This window comes from Halomonas eurihalina (genome assembly GCF_008274785.1).
GTDB lineage: Bacteria > Pseudomonadota > Gammaproteobacteria > Pseudomonadales > Halomonadaceae > Halomonas > Halomonas eurihalina.
In genome coordinates this window covers 153,706-175,942 of record NZ_VTPU01000005.1, presented here as the reverse complement: position 1 = coordinate 175,942, position 22,237 = coordinate 153,706, and the positions used below count along the sequence as shown (strand labels likewise).

General features: G+C 63.8%; 21 protein-coding genes and 1 tRNA gene. 14 read left to right on the top strand and 8 right to left on the bottom strand.

Going from position 1 to position 22,237, the window contains the following annotated elements:
* Positions 1-62: 62 nt before the first annotated feature.
* The 3 genes from pyrE to rep are packed head-to-tail and all read left to right on the top strand — an operon-like array spanning position 63 to position 3,345.
* On the top strand, positions 63-755 hold the full coding sequence (pyrE, locus tag FZZ93_RS07115) for an orotate phosphoribosyltransferase (protein ID WP_246146136.1): 693 nt from the start codon (positions 63-65) through the stop codon (positions 753-755).
* Between the two features lie 47 nt (positions 756-802).
* Positions 803-1,291 carry a tRNA (uridine(34)/cytosine(34)/5-carboxymethylaminomethyluridine(34)-2'-O)-methyltransferase TrmL gene (trmL, locus tag FZZ93_RS07110; protein ID WP_149321631.1) on the top strand — a complete coding sequence of 163 codons (489 nt, stop codon included), beginning with the start codon at positions 803-805 and terminating at the stop codon, positions 1,289-1,291.
* Entirely contained in the window at positions 1,288-3,345 is a 2,058-nt protein-coding gene (rep, locus tag FZZ93_RS07105; RefSeq protein ID WP_149321630.1) for a DNA helicase Rep, read from the top strand. The genes trmL and rep overlap by 4 nt, the downstream gene beginning before the upstream one ends.
* A gap of 105 nt (positions 3,346-3,450) precedes the next feature.
* Here rep and FZZ93_RS07100 read toward each other — a convergent pair whose 3' ends face one another.
* On the bottom strand, positions 3,451-3,894 hold the full coding sequence (locus FZZ93_RS07100; RefSeq protein ID WP_149321629.1) for a c-type cytochrome: 444 nt from the start codon (positions 3,892-3,894) through the stop codon (positions 3,451-3,453).
* A 397-nt stretch (positions 3,895-4,291) separates the two neighbouring features.
* Between FZZ93_RS07100 and FZZ93_RS07095 the strand changes: the two genes are divergently transcribed.
* The 6 genes from FZZ93_RS07095 (at position 4,292) to ahpF (ending at position 9,197) form a co-directional block, all read left to right on the top strand.
* Positions 4,292-4,368: transfer RNA gene (locus FZZ93_RS07095), tRNA-Arg, on the top strand.
* 199 nt (positions 4,369-4,567) lie between these two features.
* Positions 4,568-5,440 carry a glycine betaine ABC transporter substrate-binding protein gene (locus FZZ93_RS07090; protein ID WP_149321628.1) on the top strand — a complete coding sequence of 291 codons (873 nt, stop codon included), beginning with the start codon at positions 4,568-4,570 and terminating at the stop codon, positions 5,438-5,440.
* Between the two features lie 183 nt (positions 5,441-5,623).
* Positions 5,624-6,313, top strand: coding sequence for a type 1 glutamine amidotransferase domain-containing protein (locus FZZ93_RS07085; RefSeq protein ID WP_149321627.1), 690 nt, complete (start codon positions 5,624-5,626; stop codon positions 6,311-6,313).
* 159 nt (positions 6,314-6,472) lie between these two features.
* On the top strand, positions 6,473-6,616 hold the full coding sequence (locus tag FZZ93_RS18315; RefSeq protein ID WP_187774481.1) for a hypothetical protein: 144 nt from the start codon (positions 6,473-6,475) through the stop codon (positions 6,614-6,616).
* Between the two features lie 309 nt (positions 6,617-6,925).
* A complete protein-coding gene (ahpC, locus tag FZZ93_RS07080; protein ID WP_149321626.1) occupies positions 6,926-7,489 on the top strand; it encodes an alkyl hydroperoxide reductase subunit C in 564 nt (187 codons plus the stop codon).
* A 151-nt stretch (positions 7,490-7,640) separates the two neighbouring features.
* Complete coding sequence (ahpF, locus tag FZZ93_RS07075) at positions 7,641-9,197, top strand: alkyl hydroperoxide reductase subunit F (protein ID WP_149321625.1); 1,557 nt, start codon at positions 7,641-7,643, stop codon at positions 9,195-9,197.
* 15 nt (positions 9,198-9,212) lie between these two features.
* Here ahpF and FZZ93_RS07070 read toward each other — a convergent pair whose 3' ends face one another.
* The 3 genes from FZZ93_RS07070 to trpB all read right to left on the bottom strand — a co-directional run bounded on the left by FZZ93_RS07070 (position 9,213) and on the right by trpB (position 12,005).
* The gene (locus tag FZZ93_RS07070) at positions 9,213-9,821 is read right to left on the bottom strand and encodes a hypothetical protein (protein WP_149321624.1); all 609 of its coding nucleotides are present in this window, start codon (positions 9,819-9,821) and stop codon (positions 9,213-9,215) included.
* A gap of 133 nt (positions 9,822-9,954) precedes the next feature.
* Positions 9,955-10,776, bottom strand: coding sequence for a tryptophan synthase subunit alpha (gene trpA, locus FZZ93_RS07065; protein WP_149321623.1), 822 nt, complete (start codon positions 10,774-10,776; stop codon positions 9,955-9,957).
* Positions 10,773-12,005 (bottom strand): tryptophan synthase subunit beta, encoded by a 1,233-nt coding sequence (gene trpB / locus FZZ93_RS07060; RefSeq protein ID WP_149321622.1) that lies wholly within the window; start codon positions 12,003-12,005, stop codon positions 10,773-10,775. Before trpB ends, trpA begins: the two co-directional genes overlap by 4 nt.
* Before the next feature lie 116 nt (positions 12,006-12,121).
* On the opposite strand from trpB, the gene FZZ93_RS07055 reads away from it, so the two are divergent.
* The 5 genes from FZZ93_RS07055 (at position 12,122) to FZZ93_RS07035 (ending at position 17,432) form a co-directional block, all read left to right on the top strand.
* Positions 12,122-13,003 carry a LysR family transcriptional regulator gene (locus tag FZZ93_RS07055; RefSeq protein WP_149321621.1) on the top strand — a complete coding sequence of 294 codons (882 nt, stop codon included), beginning with the start codon at positions 12,122-12,124 and terminating at the stop codon, positions 13,001-13,003.
* A gap of 123 nt (positions 13,004-13,126) precedes the next feature.
* A complete protein-coding gene (locus tag FZZ93_RS07050) occupies positions 13,127-14,155 on the top strand; it encodes an amino acid ABC transporter substrate-binding protein (RefSeq protein ID WP_149321620.1) in 1,029 nt (342 codons plus the stop codon).
* Positions 14,156-14,352: 197 nt separating this feature from the next.
* Complete coding sequence (locus FZZ93_RS07045; RefSeq protein WP_149321619.1) at positions 14,353-15,531, top strand: amino acid ABC transporter permease; 1,179 nt, start codon at positions 14,353-14,355, stop codon at positions 15,529-15,531.
* A gap of 1 nt (position 15,532) precedes the next feature.
* Positions 15,533-16,627: an amino acid ABC transporter permease gene (locus FZZ93_RS07040; RefSeq protein ID WP_149321618.1), complete on the top strand. Its 1,095-nt coding sequence runs from the start codon at positions 15,533-15,535 to the stop codon at positions 16,625-16,627.
* 31 nt (positions 16,628-16,658) lie between these two features.
* Positions 16,659-17,432, top strand: a complete 774-nt coding sequence (locus FZZ93_RS07035; RefSeq protein WP_281290365.1) for an amino acid ABC transporter ATP-binding protein — start codon at positions 16,659-16,661, stop codon at positions 17,430-17,432.
* 45 nt (positions 17,433-17,477) lie between these two features.
* Here FZZ93_RS07035 and amaA read toward each other — a convergent pair whose 3' ends face one another.
* The 4 genes from amaA to amaB form a co-directional block, all read right to left on the bottom strand.
* Positions 17,478-18,758: an L-pipecolate oxidase gene (amaA, locus tag FZZ93_RS07030; protein WP_149321617.1), complete on the bottom strand. Its 1,281-nt coding sequence runs from the start codon at positions 18,756-18,758 to the stop codon at positions 17,478-17,480.
* A complete protein-coding gene (locus FZZ93_RS07025) occupies positions 18,755-19,063 on the bottom strand; it encodes a DUF8026 family protein (RefSeq protein ID WP_149321616.1) in 309 nt (102 codons plus the stop codon). Before FZZ93_RS07025 ends, amaA begins: the two co-directional genes overlap by 4 nt.
* A complete protein-coding gene (locus FZZ93_RS07020) occupies positions 19,060-20,511 on the bottom strand; it encodes a sodium-dependent transporter (protein WP_149321615.1) in 1,452 nt (483 codons plus the stop codon). Before FZZ93_RS07020 ends, FZZ93_RS07025 begins: the two co-directional genes overlap by 4 nt.
* A gap of 104 nt (positions 20,512-20,615) precedes the next feature.
* Complete coding sequence (amaB, locus tag FZZ93_RS07015) at positions 20,616-22,109, bottom strand: L-piperidine-6-carboxylate dehydrogenase (RefSeq protein WP_149321614.1); 1,494 nt, start codon at positions 22,107-22,109, stop codon at positions 20,616-20,618.
* Positions 22,110-22,237 lie beyond the last annotated feature (128 nt).

Genomic DNA, 22,237 nt, shown 5'->3' with positions numbered 1-22,237 from the left:
GATACCCGACGTTTCGACGTTTGGGTAAATGGCATCGGTCCATGAACGTGATAGGAGGCCCCGTGGCGGATCATCGAGTCGCATCGTCCCTGCAACCGTATCAACAGGCGTTCATCGCGTTCGCCATCGAGCAAGGCGTGCTCCGCTTCGGCGAGTTCACCCTCAAGTCCGGCCGGGTCAGTCCGTATTTCTTCAACGCTGGTTTGTTCAAGTCCGGTGCTGCCCTTGCTCAACTGGGCCGCTTCTACGCCCAGGCCATCGCCGACAGCGGTCTGGAGGCTGATGTCCTGTTCGGCCCTGCCTACAAGGGTATCCCATTGGCGGCCACCACTGCCGTGGCACTGGCCGATCATCATGACCGCGACTTGCCTTATGCGTTCAATCGCAAGGAGGCGAAGGCGCATGGCGAGGGCGGCAATATCGTTGGCGCCGAGCTCGCTGGCCGCATCCTGATCATCGACGATGTCATCACCGCCGGCACAGCTATCCGTGAGGTAATGGGCCTGATCGAGAATGCCGGGGCTGGGGCTGCCGGGGTCGTGGTGGCGCTGGATCGCCAGGAGCGCGGCGGCGATGACGGCGACGCTCGCAGCGCTATCCAGCAGGTCGAAGCGGCCTACGGCATGCCGGTGGTCAGCATCGTTAACCTGGACATGGTGCTCGAATACCTCGAAGTCCATGCCGGCGAGGCATTGCGGGGCCATGCCGAGGCCATCCGCGATTACCGTGATCGCTACGGCGTGACCGCCAGCTGAACGAGGTCAGCCGTGCCTCGTCGGCGTTCGACCCCAGGTAGCCGACTATGCTCGATGTGGTGCTTTTCCAGCCCGAGATTCCGCCCAATACGGGCAATTTGATCAGGCTGTGCGCCAATACCGGATTCCGCCTTCACTTGATCGAACCGCTCGGTTTCGAGCTCGACGACAAGCGCCTGCGCCGCGCCGGGCTCGATTATCACGAATGGGCCAGGGTCCGTGTGCATCGGGATTGGGACACCTTCATCGAGGCGGTGTCGCCCCGGCGGGTCTTCGCCGTCTCCACGCGCGGTCGCACCGGCTATCACGAGCCGGCTTATGGTCCGGGCGATGCCCTGGTGTTCGGCCCCGAGACCCGTGGTCTGCCCCAGACGATGCTCGATGCCCTGCCGGAAGCGCAGCGGCTGCGCATTCCCATGCTCCCCGAAAGCCGCAGCCTGAACCTTTCCAATGCCTGCGCCATCCTGGTCTATGAGGCCTGGCGTCAGCTCGACTTCGACGGCGCCCAAGTGCCGACGACCGGGAGTCCGCCATGACGACCAGCATCGCCAGCCGTCTCGCCAAGCTCAATCCTCGTCAGCGCGAGGCCGTGAAGGCCATCGACGGCCCCTGCCTGGTGCTGGCCGGTGCCGGTTCCGGCAAGACCAGCGTGATCACCACCAAGATCGCCTACCTGGTGCAGGAATGTGGCATGAGCGCCCGTCGCATCGCGGCGGTGACCTTCACCAACAAGGCGGCCCGGGAGATGAAGGAGCGGGTGGGGCAGATGCTCAAGGGGCGCGAGGCGCATGGGCTGAGGGTTTCCACCTTCCATACCCTGGGGCTCAACATCATTCGCGGCGAGCTCAAGGCGCTGGGTTACAAGCCGGGTTTCTCGCTGTTCGATCCCGAGGACGCCAAGGCGCTGCTGCGCGACCTGATGAACAAGGACGCCCAGGTCGATGCCGAGCAGATCAATCGCGTCCAGTCGGTGATCTCCACCTGGAAGAATGACCTGGTGCTGCCCGGCCAGGCGCTGTCCCATGCCGCCGATGAGGACGAGCTGTTCGCGGCCCGGGTCTACGAGGCCTACGTTCGCCATCTCAAGGCCTACAACGCGGTCGATTTCGACGACCTGATCCTGCTGCCGGTCACCCTGCTGTGCGATGATCCCGAGGCGCTGGCGCGCTGGCGGCGCAAGATCCACTACATGCTGGTGGACGAGTATCAGGACACCAACGTCAGCCAGTACCAGCTGGTGCGCATGCTGATGGACGAGCGGGCGACCTTCACCGTGGTCGGCGACGACGACCAGTCGATCTATGCCTGGCGCGGGGCGCGGCCCGAGAACCTGGTGACGCTGGGCGAGGACTTCCCGCGCCTCAATGTCATCAAGCTCGAGCAGAACTATCGCTCCACCGGCACCATCCTGCGCGCCGCCAACACCCTGATTGCCAACAATCCCCACGTCTACGAGAAGACGTTGTGGTCGGACATGGGGCAGGGCGAGGCGATCCGTGTGGTGGTCAACCGGCACGAGGAAGCGGAGGCCGAGCGGGTGGCCAGCGAGATCCTCACCCGACGCATCAAGGAACGTGCCGAATGGCGCGACTTCGCCGTGCTCTATCGTGGTAACTTCCAGGCGCGGCTGCTGGAGCTCAAGCTGCAGCACTACCAGATTCCCTACAAGCTTTCCGGCGGCACCTCCTTCTTCTCGCGCAACGAGATCAAGGACGCCATGGCCTACCTGCGGCTGCTGATCAATCCGGCCGACGACAACGCTTTTTTGCGCATCGTCAACGTGCCGCGCCGGGAGATCGGCCCCGGTACCCTGGAGAAGCTGGCCAACTACGCCACCGAGCGCGGTGCCTCGCTGTTCGCCGCCTGTCATGAGCTGGGACTGGCCGAGCAACTGCCGGCGCGGGCGGTCGAGCGCCTGGGACGTTTCACCCATTTCATCGACGGCGTGCGACAACGCATGGATGGCGGCGACGCCATCGCCGCCATCCGTGGGATGCTGCATGAGATGGACTACGAGGCCTGGTTGTACCAGAACGCCAGTGCACCGACCATCGCCGAGCGGCGCATGGCCAACGTCTGGACCCTGGTCGACCAGCTCGAGAAATCGATGCGGGCCGACCCGGATGAGGAAAGTCCCAGCACCGATACTGAAACCGACGATGTGGAAGCGGCGATCTCGCGACTGGTATTGCGCGACATCCTTGAGCAGCAGGCCGAGGAGGACGATTCCGATCGCGTCCAGCTGCTGACCATGCACGCTTCCAAGGGGCTCGAGTTCCCGCATGTCTATCTGATGGGGCTCGAGGAAGAACTGCTGCCGCACCGCAATGCCATCGAGGTCGGTACCGTAGAGGAAGAGCGCCGTCTAGCCTATGTGGGCATCACCCGGGCGCGGCGCACCCTTACGTTGACGTTGGCCCGCCAGCGCAAGGCATATGGCGAGCTGATGGACTGTACACCCAGTCGTTTCCTCGATGAATTGCCCGAGGACGCGCTGGAATGGGAAGGTCGGGCCGACCGGGAGGATCTGGACAAGAAGCAGGCCCGGGGGCAGGATGCTCTGGCGGGGATTCGCTCGCTCTTGGGTTAATAGCGCCTGGCGCGAACCCTGCGAGGGATTTACAGCGCCTTTGCAGGCTTCCCCGGACAAGCCTCTATGGGTGGCAAGAGGCCCCGAAAGTTGTGCCTGGCCTGGCTACTGCGATTCTTCGAGCAGGTAATCGACGGCCGCCTTGACTTCGGCGTCGGAAAGACTGGGATCGCCCCCCTTGGGCGGCATGGCATTGAAACCGTCGATGACGTGGGTATAGAGCGTATCTGTGCCCTTCTCCAGGCGTTGCGACCAGGCCTCGGTGTCGCCCATCTTCGGTGCATTGGCCACGCCGGTAGCATGGCAGGACGTGCATATAGACTCGTAGATGGCCTGCCCATCGATGTTGCCGTCTCCACTCCCTGCACTGGTATCGCCACCTCCGGCCGAGGACGTACTGGTCCCGCAGTCCTGGCCCTGCAGACAGAGATCTCCCACGGGTGCCAGGCGCTTGGCAATGGCATCGTGACTCGCGTCTTCCTGGGCGAAGGTCAGGCCCGTCAGGCCGAGGGTGGCCAGGCACCCCACGATCAGCTTGCTGGACTTCACTGTGCCACCTCTCTTGTTATTGGGCGCCGTCACGGTCGGCATTCGAGCCGCGCGCAACGCAACCGGAACGGCCATGCGATGGTGGTCAGTATAACCAGCATCGGCAAAAGCGGAAAAACGCGCTGACACCTCAAAGCACAGCGCCCGTCCGGGTGGACAGCCGCCAGGCGGCAAGGTAGGATAACGCCCGCCTTAGCGCAATCGCTGTCAGGCATCAAGCGCCCTTAGCTCAGCTGGGCGTAGCCGGAGCAGCAGAAGCACGCCTTCTGCCCGGTGGAGCGCCGAGCGCCATGCAAGGCGATCGGCAGGACCCGAAGGCAACGCCTGAGGGGAGCGTCAGCAGCGCGCAGCGCTGCCGGCGAGCGGAGTGAACGAGGCTCCGACAAGCAGAAAATCCGCGCCCTTAGCTCAGCTGGATAGAGCGTCGCCCTCCGGAGGCGAAGGTCAAAGGTTCGAATCCTTTAGGGCGCGCCAGAATCGCAGTAGAAACGGCCACCAGCTCACAGCAGCGGTGGCCGTTTTTCGTTGTGCGCACCATGCCATTCGATGATCGAGCCTCATTGTTGCGCCAGCCACTCGCGTCCTGAAGTCACGGCACCATCGCGGGTGCCAGCTTGCATACCTTCGCATGCGTCTGCATCCTTGAGAGACATCTCCAATAAAGGCAAACCAGATGACCAAGCAACCCATGAGTCACAGCCTTCGCATTGCTGGCCTCGCCTTGGCCGCCGGAAGTGCTCTCGCTGCCGGTACCGTCCAGGCCCAGGACAAGGGAACCGTGGAACTGGGATATGTCGAGTGGTCCTCGGAAGTCGCCTCTACCAACGTGGTTCGCGCCGTGCTGGAGCAGGCCGGTTACGATGTCGAGCTGACCTCATTGTCCGCCGCTGCCATGTGGCAGGCGGTTGCCAGCGGCGATTCTGATGCCATCGTCGCCGCCTGGCTGCCCACGACCCATGCCGACTATCTGGAGCGTGTCGGTGACGAGGTCGAGAATCTCGGCCCGAACCTCGAGGGCACTAAGCTCGGCCTGGTGGTGCCCGAGTACACCAATGTCGATTCTATTGATGAACTCAATGCCAACGCCGACACCTTCAATAACGAAATCATCGGTATCGATCCTGGCGCCGGCTTGATGGGCCTAAGCGAGGAGGTTGTCGACGAGTATGGCCTGGATCTCGACCTGCGCAGCGGTAGCGGGGCCACCATGACCGCCGCCTTGCAGTCGGCCATCCAGAATGAAGAGGACGTCGTGGTGACCGGCTGGACGCCGCACTGGATGTTTGCTCGCTGGGATCTCAAGTACCTGGACGATCCCAAGAATGTCTATGGCGGGGCCGAGCACATCAACACCATCGTGCGCCAGGGGCTCAAGGAAGACATGTCGGAGGCCTATGCCATCCTCGATGCCTTCGCGTGGACGCCCGAGCAGATGGGCGAGGTCATGCTGATGAACCAGGAAGAAGGCGCCGACCCATACGAGAACGCCAAGAAATGGGTCGAAGAGAACCAGGACGTCGTGCAGGAGTGGCTGCCCGAGTCGTAAGTGAAACGCCTTGGTTCATTGAGGCAAGTGACGACAAGAGGGAGGTGCCATTGGCACCTCCCTCTTGCGTTGTGGGCGACCGGTACACGGCGGGTGAAGCGTTGTTTTCGGGGGAGCATGCCCGCACCTACTGAGTACATCTCACTATAGGCACATGGGCTGCCTGTTCGAAGGAGTTGAAACATGAGTAACGCGATCCAACCGATTCTCATCGTGATGACCAGCCATGGCACCAAGGGCGAGGGCGGTGATCCGACCGGGTTCTTCCTGTCCGAGGTCACGCATCCGCTGGCGGTGTTCGAGGCGGCAGGCATCCCGGTGGATTTCGCTTCCATTCAGGGCGGTGAACCGCCCGTGGATGGCTTCGATCTCGAGGACGAGACGAACGCCCGTTACTGGAACGATGCCGATTTCCGCGAACGGCTCCGCCATACCAAGGTGCTTGCCGAGATCGACCCCGCTAATTACTCGACGATCTTCTTCGCCGGTGGGCATGGCGCCGTGTGGGACTTTCCCGACAGCACCGCCGTGCACGACAAGACCCGAGCGATCTGGGAGCGTGGCGGCGTGGTAGGAGCGGTCTGCCATGGCCCCGCGGCCCTGGTGAACGTGACCCTCTCGGACGGCACTCATCTGGTGGCCGGCCGGGACGTCGCGGCCTTCACCGATGCCGAGGAAGAAGCGGTCGGACTCACCGACGTCGTGCCCTTCCTGCTGGAATCGACGCTTGCCGAGCGTGGGGCGAAGTTGCACCCCGCTGCTGACTGGACGGCCCAGGTGATCACCGACGGCCGGCTGGTGACGGGACAGAATCCGCAATCGGCCACCGGCGTCGGGGAAGCGCTGCGCGACCTGCTCGTGTCCTCGAGCTGATCCGGTATCGGGAAACGGCCCGCACGGGAGGTCTTCGGATATCGGTGCGGGCCGCCCTGATGCGAGCCATGTCGTGAGGGATAGGTAGGTAATTAGACCAAAGTATATAGACCAAGGTATAATGCCCAGTACATTCCTCAACGCACAGGTTCGACTGTCATGACGACTACCAAGGTTGTTGAACGTACCGACCGCATGCCCCTGCTCAAGCGCTTCGGCAAGATGGCCTACCGTTTGCTGGAAACCATGACCGAGAGCGCCTATCGCGGCTTTCAGTCCCGCATGCCCTATGCCTACATCTGAGCCCTGTCGGCTCAAGGTTCCCTCCGGCGAGCCACAGCTTCGCTAGCGCGCCTTGCCCGGTGACCTTTTCGGGTAACACCAGGAGGGCGCCGGCCCCTTTCTTCTCTTCTTCATGTGACGCCTCATGCGCGATGAGCGGCCATGCCCGCCTGCACGGTTGCCCCGGTCAGGCGCCGTTATCAGGGTCGGCTGGTTCTTAGAAAACCCCTATCGGTTGGATCAGAGAGTTCAATTTACCCTATAAGACCTTGGTAGATATCCTAGGCGCTGTCTTAACCCGATTATCCACGACAGCAAGGAGCATCATCGATGTCACTGCTCAATACCGAAGTCCTGCCGTTCAAGGCCACCGCTTATCACAACGGCGAATTCGTCGACGTTACCGATGAGAGCCTGAAGGGCCAGTGGAGCATCTTCTTCTTCTATCCGGCCGACTTCACTTTCGTCTGCCCCACCGAGCTGGGCGATCTGGCCGACAACTACGAAGAGTTCAAGAAGCTGGGCGTGGAAATCTACAGTGTCTCCACCGACACCCACTTCACCCACAAGGCCTGGCACGACAGCTCCGAGACCATCGGCAAGTTGCAGTACCCGATGCTGGCCGACCCGACTCACGTCGTGTCTCGCAACTTCGACGTGCTGATCGAGGAAGACGGCGTCGCTGACCGTGGCACTTTCGTCGTCGACCCCGATGGCAAGATCCAGATCATCGAGCTGAACGCCGGCAACATCGGCCGTAACGCCGAGGAGCTGCTGCGCAAGGTCAAGGCCGCCCAGTACGTGCGTGCCAACCCCAACGAAGTCTGCCCGGCCAAGTGGGAAGAAGGCGAAGAGACCCTGGCGCCGTCCCTGGACCTGGTCGGCAAGATCTAAGTAAGCCCTGCCGACACCTTCCTGATGAGCCCGGGCGTCGCCCGGGCTTCTCTCAGCCGAATTTCATGCAGGACGCGCCGCCCCGCCCCCGCCCCCGCGAGCGTGAAGGGCGAGTTGCGTCTTGATGATCCGCGACGAGGATATCGCCGTTATGTTGGACGACAATCTGAAATCCCAGCTCAATGCCTATCTCCAGAAGGTCACGCGGCCATTCGAGATCGTCGCCACTCTCGATGACGGCGACAAGTCCCGAGAACTGCACACCTTGCTGCAGGAAGTCGCGGGTCTGAGCGACAAGATTAGCCTGCGCGAGGATGGCGACGACGCCCGTGCGCCGTCCTTCGCCCTGTACCGCGAGGGGGAGTCCACCGGCGTGGTGTTCGCCGGCATTCCCATGGGCCACGAATTTACCTCGCTGGTCCTGGCACTGCTGCAGGTGGGCGGACACCCACCGAAGGCGAGCGACGAGACGATCGAGCAGATCAAGGCGTTGCCTGAGGGCCTGCACTTCGAAACCTATTTCTCGCAGTCCTGCCAGAACTGCCCGGACGTGGTGCAGGCGCTGAACCTGATGGCGGTTCTCAACCCCGGCATCAGCCACGTGGCCATCGATGGCGCCCTGTTCAAGGACGAGGTCGAGGCCCGCGAGGTGATGTCGGTACCCGGCATCTTCCTCAATGGCGAGCCCTTCGATCAGGGCCGCATGAGCCTCGAGCAGATCCTGGCCAAGGTGGACACCGGCGCCCAGGAGCGCGAGGCGGAGAAACTCAACGCCATGCCGGCCTTCGACCTGCTGACCGTGGGCGGTGGCCCGGCGGGTGCCGCGGCGGCCGTCTATGCGGCGCGCAAGGGCATTCGCACCGGCGTCGCTGCCGAGCGTTTCGGCGGCCAGGTGCTCGACACCCTGGGCATCGAAAACCTGATCTCGGTGCCCTATACCGAAGGCCCCAAGCTGGCCGCGGCGCTGGAAGAGCACGTCAAGCAGTACGACGTCGACATCATGAACCTCCAGCAGGCCGTCGAGCTGGTACCCGCCAGCGAGCCCGGCGCTGAGCACGAGGTGCGTTTTGCCTCGGGCGCGAGTCTCAAGAGCCGTACCCTGGTGCTGGCCACCGGCGCCCGCTGGCGGGAAATGAACGTGCCCGGCGAGGCCGAGTATCGCAACAAGGGCGTGGCCTACTGCCCGCACTGCGACGGCCCGCTGTTCAAGGGCAAGCGCGTGGCGGTGATCGGCGGCGGCAACTCCGGCGTCGAGGCGGCCATCGACCTGGCCGGCCTGGTCAAGGAAGTCATCCTGATCGAGTTCATGGACGAGCTGCGCGCCGACGAGGTTCTGCAGAACAAGCTCGCCAGCCTGCCCAATGTCGAGATCATCAAGGGCGCGCGGACGACCCAGATCAATGGCGATGGGGCGAAGGTTTCCGGCCTCACCTATGAGGAGCGCGCCAGCGGTGAGCTTCGCGATATCGAGCTGGAAGGCGTCTTCGTGCAGATCGGCCTGGTGCCGAACACCGAGTGGCTGCGCGGTTCGCCCATCGAGCTTTCCGCGCATGGCGAGATCATCACCGACGAGCGCGGCATGACCTCGGTACCGGGCATCTTCGCCGCCGGCGACGTGACCACCGTGCCCTACAAGCAGATCGTCATCTCGCTGGGCGAAGGCTCGCGGGCAGCGCTGGGGGCCTTCGACTACTTGATTCGCCAGTAACACCTAGCCAAGCCATCATCCCGTGGCGGATGACGCCCTCGTCGGATTACCGGCGGGGGCGTTGTCTTTTGGGCTTGAGGGCGGCGTCTCGCACAGGCGGCTCATGCGGGCCAGTGCCTGGTCGGCACCGTTCAAGCTGAAGACCATGAACCAGTAGTCCTCCTCAGCTCGGTGGATGCGCAGGCGCAGTGTCTCGCCGTGACGCATATCGTCGAGCAGGGCATCGGTGTCCGGCATCGACAGGCGCACGTAGAAGCCATCGTCGCCGCGCTCGGTGATGAAGGCGGCCTCGCCGCTGTGGACATCGTCGCGGTCGATCAGCACGTCCACCGGCACTTGGTCCCAGGTGGTGCTGCGGGGTTGGAGCTTGCCGAGCGCTACGCGAATTTCCATCCAGGGATGGGCGCAGGCGCCGGGCGTGGCGTTGATGCTGAACACGCTGTCGTCGTAGCTGTGTTGCTCGATGGCCCGAACGTGGCGTTCTCCGCCCAGGGCCAGGCTCAGCGAGTGCCAGTTGCCATGGGCCTGGACATCGCCGGTGTTGAAACTGGTGGCCTGGGTCGGGGTGACGAACAGGGCGGCGAGCGGCAGCAGCCCGCTCGCGAGGATGGTGACAAGACGCATGGGATATTCCACAACCGTGATCCGCGCAGGCTAGCATGTCGCCCACCCGGCTGTCCGGTGGCTCAACGCACCTCGCAGGGCCGGCGTAGAGGTGCACGATCCGCCGCCACTCGTCTGACTCAACGGCCGTGGTTCAACGTGCTTCGGCGATGGCCGCGGCCAGCGAGCGGACCCGCTCCAGCACGGCTCGCTTACCGTCGGCCGGTCGCTCGGCTTGCTGGAAGCAGTCGGTCAGCGCGGAGCCGACCACGACGGCATCGGCGAATTCGGCGATGCATCGCGCCTGGTCGGGCGTGCGGATGCCGAAGCCGACACCGATCGGCAGTTCGGTCTTCTGGCGGATCCGGCTCAACTGGGCCTCGATCCGTTCCGGGCTGGCCTGGGTCGCGCCGGTCACGCCGGTGCCGGAGACGTAATAGAGAAAGCCGGTGGCATCCTGCAGGACCCGCGGCAGGCGGCATTCGTCGGTGGTTGGCGTGGCCAGCCGGATGACGTGCAGGTCGTGTTCCCGTGCCGGCCGGCGGATCTCCTCGTCATGTTCCGGCGGCAGATCGACCACGATCAGCCCATCGACACCGGCAGCGGACGCCAACGCCAGGAAAGGCGCCACGCCCAGGCGATGGATCGGGTTGTAATAGCCCATCAGCACCAATGGCGTCTCGTTGTCGTGCTCGCGAAAGGCACGGACCATGGCCAGGGTCTTGTGCATGTCCTGCCCGCCCTGGAGCGCGCGCTGGGAGGCTTGCTGGATCGACGGCCCGTCGGCCATCGGGTCGCTGAATGGCATGCCCAGCTCGATGATATCAGCACCGGCCGCCGGCAGGCCCAGCAGGGTGTCGAGGCTGGTGTCGTAATCGGGGTCGCCGGCGCTGATGAAGGTGACGAGCCCGGCGCGATCGGCCGCCTGGAGCTCGGTGAAGCGGCGCGCGATGCGGTTTCGCGTGGGAGCCATCATTGCGTTCCTCGGTCGTTGGGCTTGGCGGTCATGTAGTCGGCGACGCTCGCCATGTCCTTGTCGCCGCGTCCGCTCAGGTTGATCACCATGCGGTGCGAGCGCGGCAATGTCGGCGCCAGCTTGATGGCGTGGGCAATGGCATGGGAGGACTCCAGGGCGGGAATGATCCCTTCCAGCCGGCAGAGGGTATGGAAGGCGTCGACCGCTTCGTCATCGGTGACGGCGACATACTCGCCGCGTCCCGTCTCGTGCAGCCAGGCATGCTCCGGGCCGATGCCCGGATAATCGAGCCCGGCCGAGATGGAATGGGCATCGACGATCTGCCCCTCTTCGGACTGCAACAGGTAGGTGCGATTGCCGTGCAGGACACCGGGCGCGCCGCCCTGCAGGCTGGCGGCATGCCGGCCGGTCTCGAGGCCCTGGCCGGCCGCTTCCACGCCGATCAGGCGTACGTCGGGCTCGTGCACGAAGGGGTGGAAGAGACCCATGGCATTCGAGCCGCCACCGATGCAGGCCAGCAGGGAATCGGGCGGCCGTCCTTCCCGTTCGAGCATTTGCTCGCGAACCTCCTGGCCGATGACGGACTGGAAATCCCGGACCAGGCTCGGATACGGATGGGGGCCGGCCACGGTGCCGATGACATAGAAGGTGGAGGCCACATTGGTGGTCCAGTCGCGCATCGCCTCGTTCATCGCATCCTTCAAGGTGCCCGTACCGTGACTCACCGGCACGATCTCGGCACCGAGCAGTTGCATGCGCTCTACATTGGGACGCTGGCGGTCGATGTCGGCGCTGCCCATGTAGACGGTGCAGTCCATCCCGAAGCGGGCCGCCACGGTGGCTGTCGCCACGCCGTGCATGCCGGCACCGGTTTCGGCGATGATCCGTCGCTTGCCCATGTGCCGGGCGAGCAGCAGCTGGCCCAGGCAGTTGTTGATCTTGTGTGCGCCGGTGTGCATCAGGTCTTCGCGCTTGAGGTAGATCGTCGCGCCCTGCAGTCGCTCGGTCAGGCGCTCGGCGAAATACAGGGGACTTTGACGGCCGACGAAGTCCCGCTGCAAGGCAGCCAGTTCGGCACGAAATGAGGCGCTGTCCTTCACTGCCGCATATTGCGCCTGAAGGTCGAGCGTCAGTGGCATCAGGGTCTCGGCGACGAAGCGGCCCCCGAAATGGCCGAAGCAGCCATTGGCATCGGGGACGGGGTCGTGCCTCGGTGTGGAAAAGCCCATGGCGATCACTCTCTCGCGGCAGGTGTAGTGGCATGCAGATTAGCCAGCCGACGAGGCGGTGAAAATCGATGATTATGCGCTAATATGTGAGAAAAACTGACATGATGGAGAAGGCGTTGAGCCAGTCACTACCATCGCTGAATGCCCTCAGGGCCTTCAATGAAGTCGCCCGGACACTGAGCGTGACGCGTGCGGCAGAGACGCTAAATGTCACGCATGGAGCGGTGAGCCGGCAGATTCGCCAGCTTGAGGATCAACTCGGGGTGAGCCTTTTCCGTCGCGAAGGACGAGGGCTGGTCCTGACGGCGGAGGCGGAATATCTTCGTGCCTCGACCTCACAGGCCTTCGAGCAGCTGACCCATGCCTGTGGCCACCTGAGGCGGCGCGCGGCGGGAGCGCCCGTCGTGCTGGGGTGTTCGGGAAGCTTCCTGGCGCGCTGGTTCATTCCGCGTCTGCATCGCCTGAAGGCGCGGTACCCGGACCTGAACCTGCATCTCACGGCCGATGAGGGCGAGAAGTGGCCGCTGGGAGCCGATGTCGACGCCGTGATGCGGTTTGCCGAGCCGCCCTGGCCGGCTGACGCCCGGGTGATCGAGCTGGCGCCGGAGCGCATCGGACCCGTCATGGTGCCCGAGCTGATCGAGGTGGCAGCGCCCGACCCTAGTGAATTGCTGGGGTTGCCGCTGTTGCACACCGAGTCCCGGGAACAGGCATGGCCGCGCTGGTTTTCCGCAGAGGGGCTGGATGTGACGCAGGTGCGCAAGGATCAATCGTTCGAGCACCTCAACTACATGCTGGAAGCGGCCCTGGTGGGATTGGGCGTTGCCATCGCGCCGGCCTATCTCGTGGAGGAAGACCTGCGGGCCGGGCGTCTCGTCGCGCCCTGGGGCTTCATCGACACCTCGGCCCGGCTCGGCCTGTGGCTGCCGCCGGGTGAGCCGGGCAGGGAGATCGAGCGGTTGATCCAATGGCTCCGCCTCGAACTGGAGGCGCAGTGAGCGGGGCGTTGTCGTGACAAACGTTTAATGGCAGCGTTGCCGCGATGACGAGGGGGTTGCTAAATTCGCAGGCGTCGCATTGCGATGCATGCACATTACAAGACAACAATGGAGTTTCTGGTCATGCGCAATAACAACAAGGCACTGGTGGCACTATCCCTCGCCACCCTGTCGCTTGGAACGGCTGCTTCCGCCTCGGCGGCGACCCTGGACGAGGTCAAGGAACGCGGTGAGCTGCACTGTGGTGTCAACGTCGGGCTGGCTGGCTTCTCGTCATCGGACGAGGACGGCACCTGGCAAGGCCTGGACGTGGAGACCTGCCGTGCGGTGTCCTCGGCTATCTTCGGCGATCCCGAAAAAGTGGCTTTCACTCCGCTGACCGCCAAGGAGCGTTTCACCGCGCTGCAATCCGGCGAGATCGATGTCCTCTCGCGCAACACCACCTGGACGGCGACCCGGGACAACTCCCTGGGACTGAATTTCACCGCCACCACCTTCTACGATGGCCAGGGCTTCATGGTCGACAAGGAGCTGGGCATCGAGAGCCTCGAGGACTTGAACGGCGCCTCGATCTGCATCCAGTCCGGCACCACCCACGAACTCAACCTCGCGGACTATTTCCCCTCCCGCAATATCGATATCAAAACCGTGACCTTCGATACCCCGGATCAGACGGCCCAGGGCTTCGCCAGCGGTCGCTGTGACGTGCTGACTTCCGATACCTCCCAGCTCAGTGCCCTGCGCCTGCAGTTGCCGGAGCCGGACAGCGTCGAGATCCTCACCGAGCTGATCTCCAAGGAGCCGCTGGGCCCGGTGGTGCGCCAGGGCGATGACCAGTGGTTCAACATCATCAAGTGGACGATCTTCGCCATGGTCAACGCCGAGGAAATGGGCGTGAACAGCGACAATGTCGACGAGATGAAACAGGATCCGCCCAATCCCGGGGTGGCGCGTCTGCTCGGTGTCGACGGCACCTACGGTGAGCAACTCGGTCTCGGCAACGACTGGGCCTACAACATCATCTCCCAGGTAGGTAACTACGGCGAAGTGTTCGCCCGCACAGTGGGCGAGGATTCGCCGTTGGGTATCAGCCGTGGCATGAACGCGCTGTGGAACGAGGGCGGCATTCTCTACGCGCCGCCGGTTCGCTGAGCCAATCCTCTGGATATGGCCTGCGTGGTCTGATCGTGCGCGATAGCCGCCCTTGCATGGCGGCTATCCGGTGGCCTTGGCATGTTGCCGGGGTCGTTGTAACGGTCATGCCGCGTCAGGCCGGCTGATTCCTGCATCCGCCGTTTCCCCTCCCTGATGGGTAGCGGCGGATCGTGATATCCCGTTCGAGGCTCGACATGCAGCGTTCTTCTTCTACCGAACGGGGGCCGCTATGGCGTGACCCCGCCGTTCGTGCGTTGGTGATCCAGGCGATCCTGTTGCTGGCCCTGCTGGGCTTCATCGCCATGATCGTGACCAACACCCTGGCCAACCTGGAGGCACGTGGCATCACCACGGGCTTCGGCTTTCTCCAGGAGCGCGCCGGCTTTTCCATTCCACAGACCCTGATCGACTACAGCGGTGACAGCAGCTATGCGCGCACCTTCGTGGTCGGCCTGCTCAATACCTTGCTGGTCTCGGGCATGGGCATCGTGGCGGCGACCATCATCGGCTTCGCCGTGGGCATCTCGCGGCTGTCGAGCAACTGGCTGCTGGCCAAGCTCGCCGCCGCCTATGTCGAGATATTCCGCAACATTCCGCTGCTGGTGCAGATCCTGTTCTGGTATTTCGCGGTCCTGCAGGCCCTGCCGAGCCCGCGCCAGAGTCTGTCGCTGTTCGAAGCCTTCTTTCTCAACGTGCGTGGACTGGTGGTGCCGGCGCCCGAGCCGTTGCCGGAATTCTCGGCGACCCTCTGGGCACTGTTGCTGGCCGTCATCGTGGTAGTCGTGCTGAGCGTCTATGCGCGGCGTCGGCAGACCCGCACCGGCAAGGCCCTGCCGGTTTTTCGCCTGGGCGCGCTGATCCTGATTGGCCTGCCGTTGGTGGTCTTTCTGATCACCGGACGACCGCTGTCCTGGGAAGTACCGGCGCTGACCGGGTTCAATTTCAAGGGCGGGGTGACGGTGATCCCCGAGCTGGTGGCGCTGTGGCTGGCGCTGTCGATCTACACGGCCTCCTTCATCGCCGAGATCGTGCGTTCGGGCATCCAGTCGGTGCCCCAGGGGCAGGTCGAGGCGGCGCGGGCGATTAGCCTGCCGGGTGGCGTGATCCTGCGCAAGATCGTCATTCCCCAGGCGATGCGCGTGATCGTGCCGCAGCTCACCAGCCAGTATCTGAACCTGACCAAGAACTCGTCGCTGGCCACTGCCATCGGCTATCCGGACCTGGTAGCGGTGTTCGCCGGAACGGCCCTCAATCAGACCGGGCAGGCCATCGAGATCGTCGCCATCACCATGGCGGTCTATCTGCTGATCAGCCTGGTGGTATCGGCGCTGATGAACCTCTACAACGCGCGCACCCTGCTCAAGGAGCGATGAGATGGCGACACGAACCGAGATGATCGAGGCGCGTCGTCCGCCGGACATGCGCCGTGGCGCGGTCGGCTGGCTGCGCGCCAACCTCTTCAATGGCCCGCTCAACAGCATGCTCAGCCTGGTGGCCATCGTGCTGCTGACCATGGCGCTGTGGCCGCTGGCACAATGGGCGCTGATCGATGCCGACTGGCTGGGCTCGACCCGTGAAGCCTGTACCGGCGAGGGGGCCTGCTGGGTGTTCATCAGCGCCCGCTTCGAGACCATCATCTACGGCTTCTATCCGGATGCCGAGCGCTGGCGGGTGGATATCGTCCTGGCCTTGATGGCGTTGCTGATCGCCTGGCTGGCGATTCCGCGCTTGCCGGCCAAGCGCTGGGTCGGTCTCTTCGCGCTGGTCGGTTTCCCGGTCCTGGCCTTCGTCCTGCTGCTGGGTGGGCATTTCGGCCTCGAGGCGGTGCCGACCCGCGAATGGGGCGGGCTGATGCTGACCCTGACGGTAGCCACCGTGGGTATTGTCGGCTCGCTGCCGATCGGCGTAGTGCTGGCCCTGGGGCGGCGTTCCCAGATGCCGCTGGTGCGTAGCCTGTGCGTGGTGTTCATCGAATTCTGGCGCGGCGTGCCGTTGATCACGGTGCTGTTCATGGCCTCGGTGATGCTGCCGCTGTTCGTGCCCACCGAGGTGGAGTTCGACAAGCTGCTGCGCGCGCTGATCGGCATCATGTTCTTCTGGAGCGCCTACATGGCCGAGGTGGTGCGCGGCGGCCTGCAGGCGATTCCCTCGGGCCAGGAGGAAGCCGCCAAGGCGCTCGGCATGGGCTACTGGCGTCGCATGGGGCTGATCGTGCTGCCGCAGGCGCTGAAGCTGGTGATTCCCGGAATCGTCAACACCTTCATCGCGCTGTTCAAGGATACTTCGCTGGTGCTGATCATCGGCTTGTTCGACCTGCTGGCGATCATCCGCGCCGGGCTCACCGACAGCAACTGGCTGGGCTTCGCCACCGAAGGCTATGTGTTCGCCGCGCTGATGTTCTGGGTCTTCTGTTTCAGCATGTCGCGGTATAGCCAGTATATCGAGCGGCGGCTCCATACGGGTCATTGATTCAGCGCTCAAAAAACAAGGACACACGCTCATGACGGCAAGCAACTCAGCAAGCACGCCCTCCCCGGACTCTCCAATGATCCAGGTCGAGGGGCTCAACAAGTGGTACGGCGACTTTCACGTGCTGCGCGACATCGACCTGACGGTGGCGCGGGGCGAGCGTATCGTCGTCTGCGGCCCTTCAGGGTCGGGCAAGTCGACACTGATCCGCTGCTTTAATCACCTGGAGGAACACCAGCAGGGGCGGATCGTGGTCGATGGCGTGACCATGACCCAGGACGTCAAGCGCATCGAGCAGATCCGCCGCAACGTCGGCATGGTGTTCCAGCACTTCAACCTCTTTCCGCACCTCTCGGTGCTCGACAACTGCTGCATTTCCCAGACCTGGGTGCAGAAGAAGCCCCGCGCCGAGGCCGAGAAGACCGCCATGGAATTCCTCGAACGGGTGCAGATCGCCGATCAGGCCCATAAGTACCCGGGCCAGCTGTCCGGCGGGCAGCAGCAGCGCGTGGCCATCGCCCGGGCGCTGTGCATGCGCCCCGAAGTGATGCTGTTCGACGAGCCGACCTCGGCGCTCGACCCGGAGATGATCAAGGAGGTGCTCGACGTCATGGTCGAGCTGGCCCACGACGGCATGACCATGCTCTGCGTCACCCACGAGATGGGCTTCGCCAAGACGGTGGCGGATCGGGTGATCTTCATGGATCAGGGCCAGATCATCGAGCAGGCACCGCCGGAGACCTTCTTCAACAACCCGGAATCCGAGCGCACGCAGCTGTTCCTGAGCCAGATCCTCGGGCATTGAAAACGCCGTGCCATCGGTCACTGGTGGCACGGCGTGGTTTGCGCCTCAGGCGACGATCCGCAGGCACTGGCCGGCGTGGTAGAGGGTAAAGCCGCCCTCGTAGGCGGAGCTCCAGAGCGGCCTGGCGCGTAGTGGCCGGGCGCGGCAGACCGGCAAGGGCAGCAGGCTGTCGTCGCCGCTGGTGAGGTAATGGGCAAAGCCCTTGCCGACAATCGTGCCGGTGGTGATGCCGCGACCGTTGTAGCCCGCCGCGGCCAGAATACCCGGCGCCGGTTCGAACAGGCGCAAGGTGTGGTCCGGCGTGAACCCGACCTGGCCCGTCCAGGTGCATTCCCAGTCCACTCGTCCCAGTTGCGGGAAGTAATGGCGCTGGATCCGATCGGCCCAGCAGCGCAGGAAAGAGGCCGGTTTGGTGTCGCCGCAGCCCAGGCTGCCGAGAATCAAACGACCCTCGGCATCGCGCCTCAGGCTGCTGAGTACCGTCCGAGTATCCCAGGCCCCCTGGCTTTCGGGCAGAATGTCGCCGGCAATCTCGTCGGACAGCGGCGGAGAGGCTACCTGGTAGAAATGCCCGCGGAAGAAGACATTGCGCACCTGGTTCCAGTGTCCTTCGGTGTAGGCATTGGTGGCGATCACCAGGTGTGGTGCCTCGACGCTGCCGCCCGGTGTATCGACCCGCCAATGATCACCTTCGCGCTGGATGCCTTGGGCGGCACTGTGAGTGTGGAGATTGGCGCCTGCGCCATGGGCCGCCCGGGCGAGCCCTCGGGTATAGGCTGTCGGGTTGAGGGTGCCGGCCCGCCGGTCGAGCAAGGCTCGCTGGATGCGGTGGGTGCCGATACGTCGCTGACACGCCTCGCCCTCAAGAAGTTCGACCGGCGCGCCGCACCTTGAGAATTGTTCGAAGCGCCGCGCCAGTTCCTCGGCACCCTTACCGTTGTGAGCGAGGTGCAGGGTGCCGGTCCGGGTATCCTGGCAGTCGATGCCGTGCCGGTCGATGAGAGTGAAGACCTCGGCGGGGGCGTGGCCGAGCACCTCGTTGGCGCGCTCGCCGTTTTCCGGGCCCAGGGCCTCGAGAATGTCGTCTGGCGGTATCCACATCCCCGCGTTGACAAGACCGACACTGCGTCCGGAACCGCCACTAGGGATGTCGCCTGCCTCCAGCAGGGTCACCGAGACACCGGATTCAGCGAGGTGCAGGGCGGCACTCAGCCCGGTGATACCGCCCCCGATGATGGCGACATCGGCCTTCTCCTTACCTTCCAGGCGTTGGTATTCCCGTTGTCGTTCGGGAGATGTGGATATCCAGATACAGGCCGATTTCATGGTGCCTCCCTGATGTCGGTGGCGCTCGACCAGTCGTAGAAGCATTGAGGGTTGTGCTGCAAGGACTGGCGCTGTGCTTGTTGCCACTCTCGGATCTCGGGGGCATGTTCGCTATCGGGGTGTTGCAGCAGCCAGCGCTCGAGATCCCGGAAGGCGCGTGGCGAGTAGGGTTCGAAATCGCCCTGTGAGTGGAGCAAGGCCAGCTTGCGTTCCTCGCGACGCATCGAGACGATCAGGGCGCCGCCGGCCACGCCCCACAAGGCGATGATGGATGTGATCATGACGACGATGGCGGATGGGCTCATGATGACTGACCTCCTGTGGACGTGGCGACATGGGGCGTTTCAGGGCGACGGTTCATGATCCACATGCACAGCGGGATCATCAGGGTCAGGATGACCAGGCCGCTGACCGTCTTCCAGGGCGTCTGCCCGAGGTTGGTGTAGAGGAAGTAGATCATGATGCCGAGCATGATGGTGGGGATCTGGTAGCGTATGACCAGCTCCCAGACGCGCGGCACGTAAAGGTCGGCCCCCCGGTTGAGGCTCAGCACGCGCAGCCGGTGGGCATCGAACTTCCAGCCGATGGCGATCATGATGATGAAGGTCGACAGCGGCAGGCCCCAGTTGCCGACCACGAAATCCAGATAGCCGAGAATGTCGGCATTCATGGCACTCGGGATGCCCAGTAGCCAGATGATGCCGCAGATGGTCAGTACGGCCTTGGTACGACTCGTGTTGCGCTCCTCCCGGTAGGTGGTGACGCCGACCTCGGTGATGGCGATGGCGGTGGTCAGGTTGGCGAAGAAGAACCCCATGAAGAACAGCAGGGCCCAGAGGTAGCCGCCCGTCATGCTGCCGAAGGCATTGGCCAGGGCCACGAAGGCCAGTTCGGCGCCGGAGCTGGGCGAGATACCGAAGGCGAAGACGATGGGAAAGACGGCAAAGATGGCAAGCAGACCGAAGCTGGTGTTGCCAATTGCCGTGAAGATGCCACCGCCCAGGGGGATGTCGTCGTTGCGGCCAAGGTAGCTGCCGTAGGTCAGGGCGATGCCCCAGCCTAGGCCGGTGGAGAACAGGGCCTGGCCCAGTGCCGCCAGCCAGGTTTCTCCCCGTGCCAGATAGGCCCAGTTGGGCGAGAAGCTGAACTCCAGACCGGCCATGGCACCCGGTAGCGTTATGCCCCGGATGGCGATGGCGATCAAGGCAATGGTCAGGATGGGCATCATCCACTTGGCCAGACGTTCGATACCGCCCTTGATGCCGAACAGCAGGATGCCGGTGACCAGTAGCATGGCGACGCTGTGCATGCCGACGTTCAAGGCGGTGTTGCCACTGAAGGCCTGCCACAAAGCGGCGGTGCCGAAGTCGGTCTGGGTGAAGGTGCCGATCAAAGCATGAAAGGCATAATAGATCGACCAGCCGACGATCGACGAATAGTAGGACATCAGTACGATGTTGAAGATCAGGATCACCAGGCCCAGGCCGACGAGGCGATTGTTGCCGTAGAGCTTGCGGAAGGTTCCGACCAGTCCTTGCCGGGTATAGCGCCCGAGGCTGGTCTCGCCCATCAGGCCCGGCACTGCGATCAGGTAAAGCAGCAGAAAGTAGGCAATCAGGAAGGCGCCTCCGCCGTTCTCACCCGTCACGTAGGGCATGCGCCAGATATTGCCGGCCCCGACCATGGCGCCGACGACGGCCATCAGGTAGCCGAAACGGCTACCCCACTGTTCACGAGAAATTGTTGTTGTCATCTTTGGACTCCATGACACGTCCTGAATGGCCGGGCGTGCCGGAAACCGGGATATCGGGCACGTCCGTACAGCGCTTCGCTAATTCGTTGCAGGGTCGCTCGCGCTCAGTCGAACTTGATTCCCTGGGCCAATGGCAGCTCGCGGGAGTAGTTGATGGTATTGGTCTGGCGGCGCATGTAGCTCTTCCAGACATCGGAGCCGGACTCGCGGCCACCGCCGGTCTCTTTCTCTCCACCGAAGGCGCCACCGATCTCCGCGCCGCTCGGGCCGATGTTGACGTTGGCGATGCCGCAGTCGCTGCCGACATCCGAGACGAAGGCCTCGGCTTCGCGCACGTCGCTAGTGAAAATGCACGACGAAAGTCCCTGGGGAACGTCGTTGTGCAGGGCCATGGCCTCGTCGAAGTCGCGGTAGCTCATGACATAGAGGATTGGGGCGAAGGTTTCGTTCTTGACCAGGTCGTCCTGTCGCTCGACCTCGACAATGGCCGGGGTCACGTAGTAGGCATCGGGATACTTATCGGCGAGCTGGCGTTCACCGCCAAAGACGCCGGCACCTTTCTGGCGGGCCTGGTCGAGTACGGACTGCATCTGGTCGAAGGCCTGGGCATCAATCAGGGGGCCAACCAGATTGCCTTCCATGGGATCGCCGATGGTCACGCCGGCATAGGCTTTCTTCACGCGCTCGACGACCTCGTCGCGGATCGATTCATGGACGATCAGACGACGCAAGGTGGTGCAGCGCTGTCCGGCAGTGCCCACGGCGGAGAACAGGATGGCGCGTACTGCCATGTCCAGGTCGGCGCTGGGCGCCAGGATCATGCCGTTGTTACCGCCCAGTTCGAGGATGCTGCGGCCGAAACGAGCGGCGACCCGAGGTGCGACCTCGCGACCCATGCGGGTGCTGCCGGTGGCGCTGATCAGCGGCACGCGCGGGTCGTCGGCCAGGCGTTCGCCGGCCTCGCGGTCTCCCGTCATCACCTGGCTGAGGCCTTCGGGCGCTTCGTCGCCGAATTCGGCCATGGCACGTTCCAGCAGCGACTGACAGGCCAGGGCGGTGAGCGGGGTCTTCTCGGAGGGCTTCCACAGCAGGCTGTTGCCGCAAACCAGAGCCAGAGCGGCATTCCAGGCCCAGGGCGCCACCGGGAAATTGAAGGCGGTGATCAGGCCGATCGGCCCCAGCGGATGCCAGCTTTCGCGCATGTGGTGACCGGGGCGCTCGGAGGCGATGGTCAGGCCGTAGAGCTGGCGCGATTGACCGACGGCCAGGTCGCAGATGTCGATCATCTCCTGCACTTCGCCGAGGCCTTCCTGGTAGATCTTGCCGCACTCCAGGGTGACCAGGGCACCGAGATCTTCCTTGTGGCGGCGCAGTTGCTCGCCGAACAGCCGAACCAGCTCGCCGCGGCGAGGGGCGGGCACCCGGCGCCATTGCTCGAAGGCGTGCTGGGCACGTACCACGCGGGCCTCGACGGCATCGGCGCCCTCGAGATGGATTCGACCGAGCTCGCTTCCATCGGTGGGTGAGGTGACCGTGAAGTCGCCCTGGCGGTAAGCGTTCTCGGAGACGCCGAGGCGCTGCATGAGGGATTCGATCATTCTTCCTCCTACTGTTCATTTCGGGGGCGGGAAACGAAACCAGTATTGGCGCGGTGGTTGACGCCCTTCAAACGACGTTTTATATGGAGGTTATTCCTTTTTTTCTGGTTATAGCCCTCGAGCTGAAA

Coding starts and splice junctions, on each gene's coding strand:
- trmL (WP_149321631.1), top strand. CDS start 803: ATGCTCGATGTGGTGCTTTTCCAGCCCGAGATTCCGCCCAATACGGGC.
- rep (WP_149321630.1), top strand. CDS start 1,288: ATGACGACCAGCATCGCCAGCCGTCTCGCCAAGCTCAATCCTCGTCAG.
- FZZ93_RS07090 (WP_149321628.1), top strand. CDS start 4,568: ATGACCAAGCAACCCATGAGTCACAGCCTTCGCATTGCTGGCCTCGCC.
- FZZ93_RS07085 (WP_149321627.1), top strand. CDS start 5,624: ATGAGTAACGCGATCCAACCGATTCTCATCGTGATGACCAGCCATGGC.
- FZZ93_RS18315 (WP_187774481.1), top strand. CDS start 6,473: ATGACGACTACCAAGGTTGTTGAACGTACCGACCGCATGCCCCTGCTC.
- ahpC (WP_149321626.1), top strand. CDS start 6,926: ATGTCACTGCTCAATACCGAAGTCCTGCCGTTCAAGGCCACCGCTTAT.
- ahpF (WP_149321625.1), top strand. CDS start 7,641: ATGTTGGACGACAATCTGAAATCCCAGCTCAATGCCTATCTCCAGAAG.
- FZZ93_RS07070 (WP_149321624.1), bottom strand. CDS start 9,821: ATGCGTCTTGTCACCATCCTCGCGAGCGGGCTGCTGCCGCTCGCCGCC.
- trpA (WP_149321623.1), bottom strand. CDS start 10,776: ATGATGGCTCCCACGCGAAACCGCATCGCGCGCCGCTTCACCGAGCTC.
- trpB (WP_149321622.1), bottom strand. CDS start 12,005: ATGGGCTTTTCCACACCGAGGCACGACCCCGTCCCCGATGCCAATGGC.
- FZZ93_RS07050 (WP_149321620.1), top strand. CDS start 13,127: ATGCGCAATAACAACAAGGCACTGGTGGCACTATCCCTCGCCACCCTG.
- FZZ93_RS07045 (WP_149321619.1), top strand. CDS start 14,353: ATGCAGCGTTCTTCTTCTACCGAACGGGGGCCGCTATGGCGTGACCCC.
- FZZ93_RS07040 (WP_149321618.1), top strand. CDS start 15,533: ATGGCGACACGAACCGAGATGATCGAGGCGCGTCGTCCGCCGGACATG.
- FZZ93_RS07035 (WP_281290365.1), top strand. CDS start 16,659: ATGACGGCAAGCAACTCAGCAAGCACGCCCTCCCCGGACTCTCCAATG.
- amaA (WP_149321617.1), bottom strand. CDS start 18,758: ATGAAATCGGCCTGTATCTGGATATCCACATCTCCCGAACGACAACGG.
- FZZ93_RS07025 (WP_149321616.1), bottom strand. CDS start 19,063: ATGAGCCCATCCGCCATCGTCGTCATGATCACATCCATCATCGCCTTG.
- FZZ93_RS07020 (WP_149321615.1), bottom strand. CDS start 20,511: ATGACAACAACAATTTCTCGTGAACAGTGGGGTAGCCGTTTCGGCTAC.
- amaB (WP_149321614.1), bottom strand. CDS start 22,109: ATGATCGAATCCCTCATGCAGCGCCTCGGCGTCTCCGAGAACGCTTAC.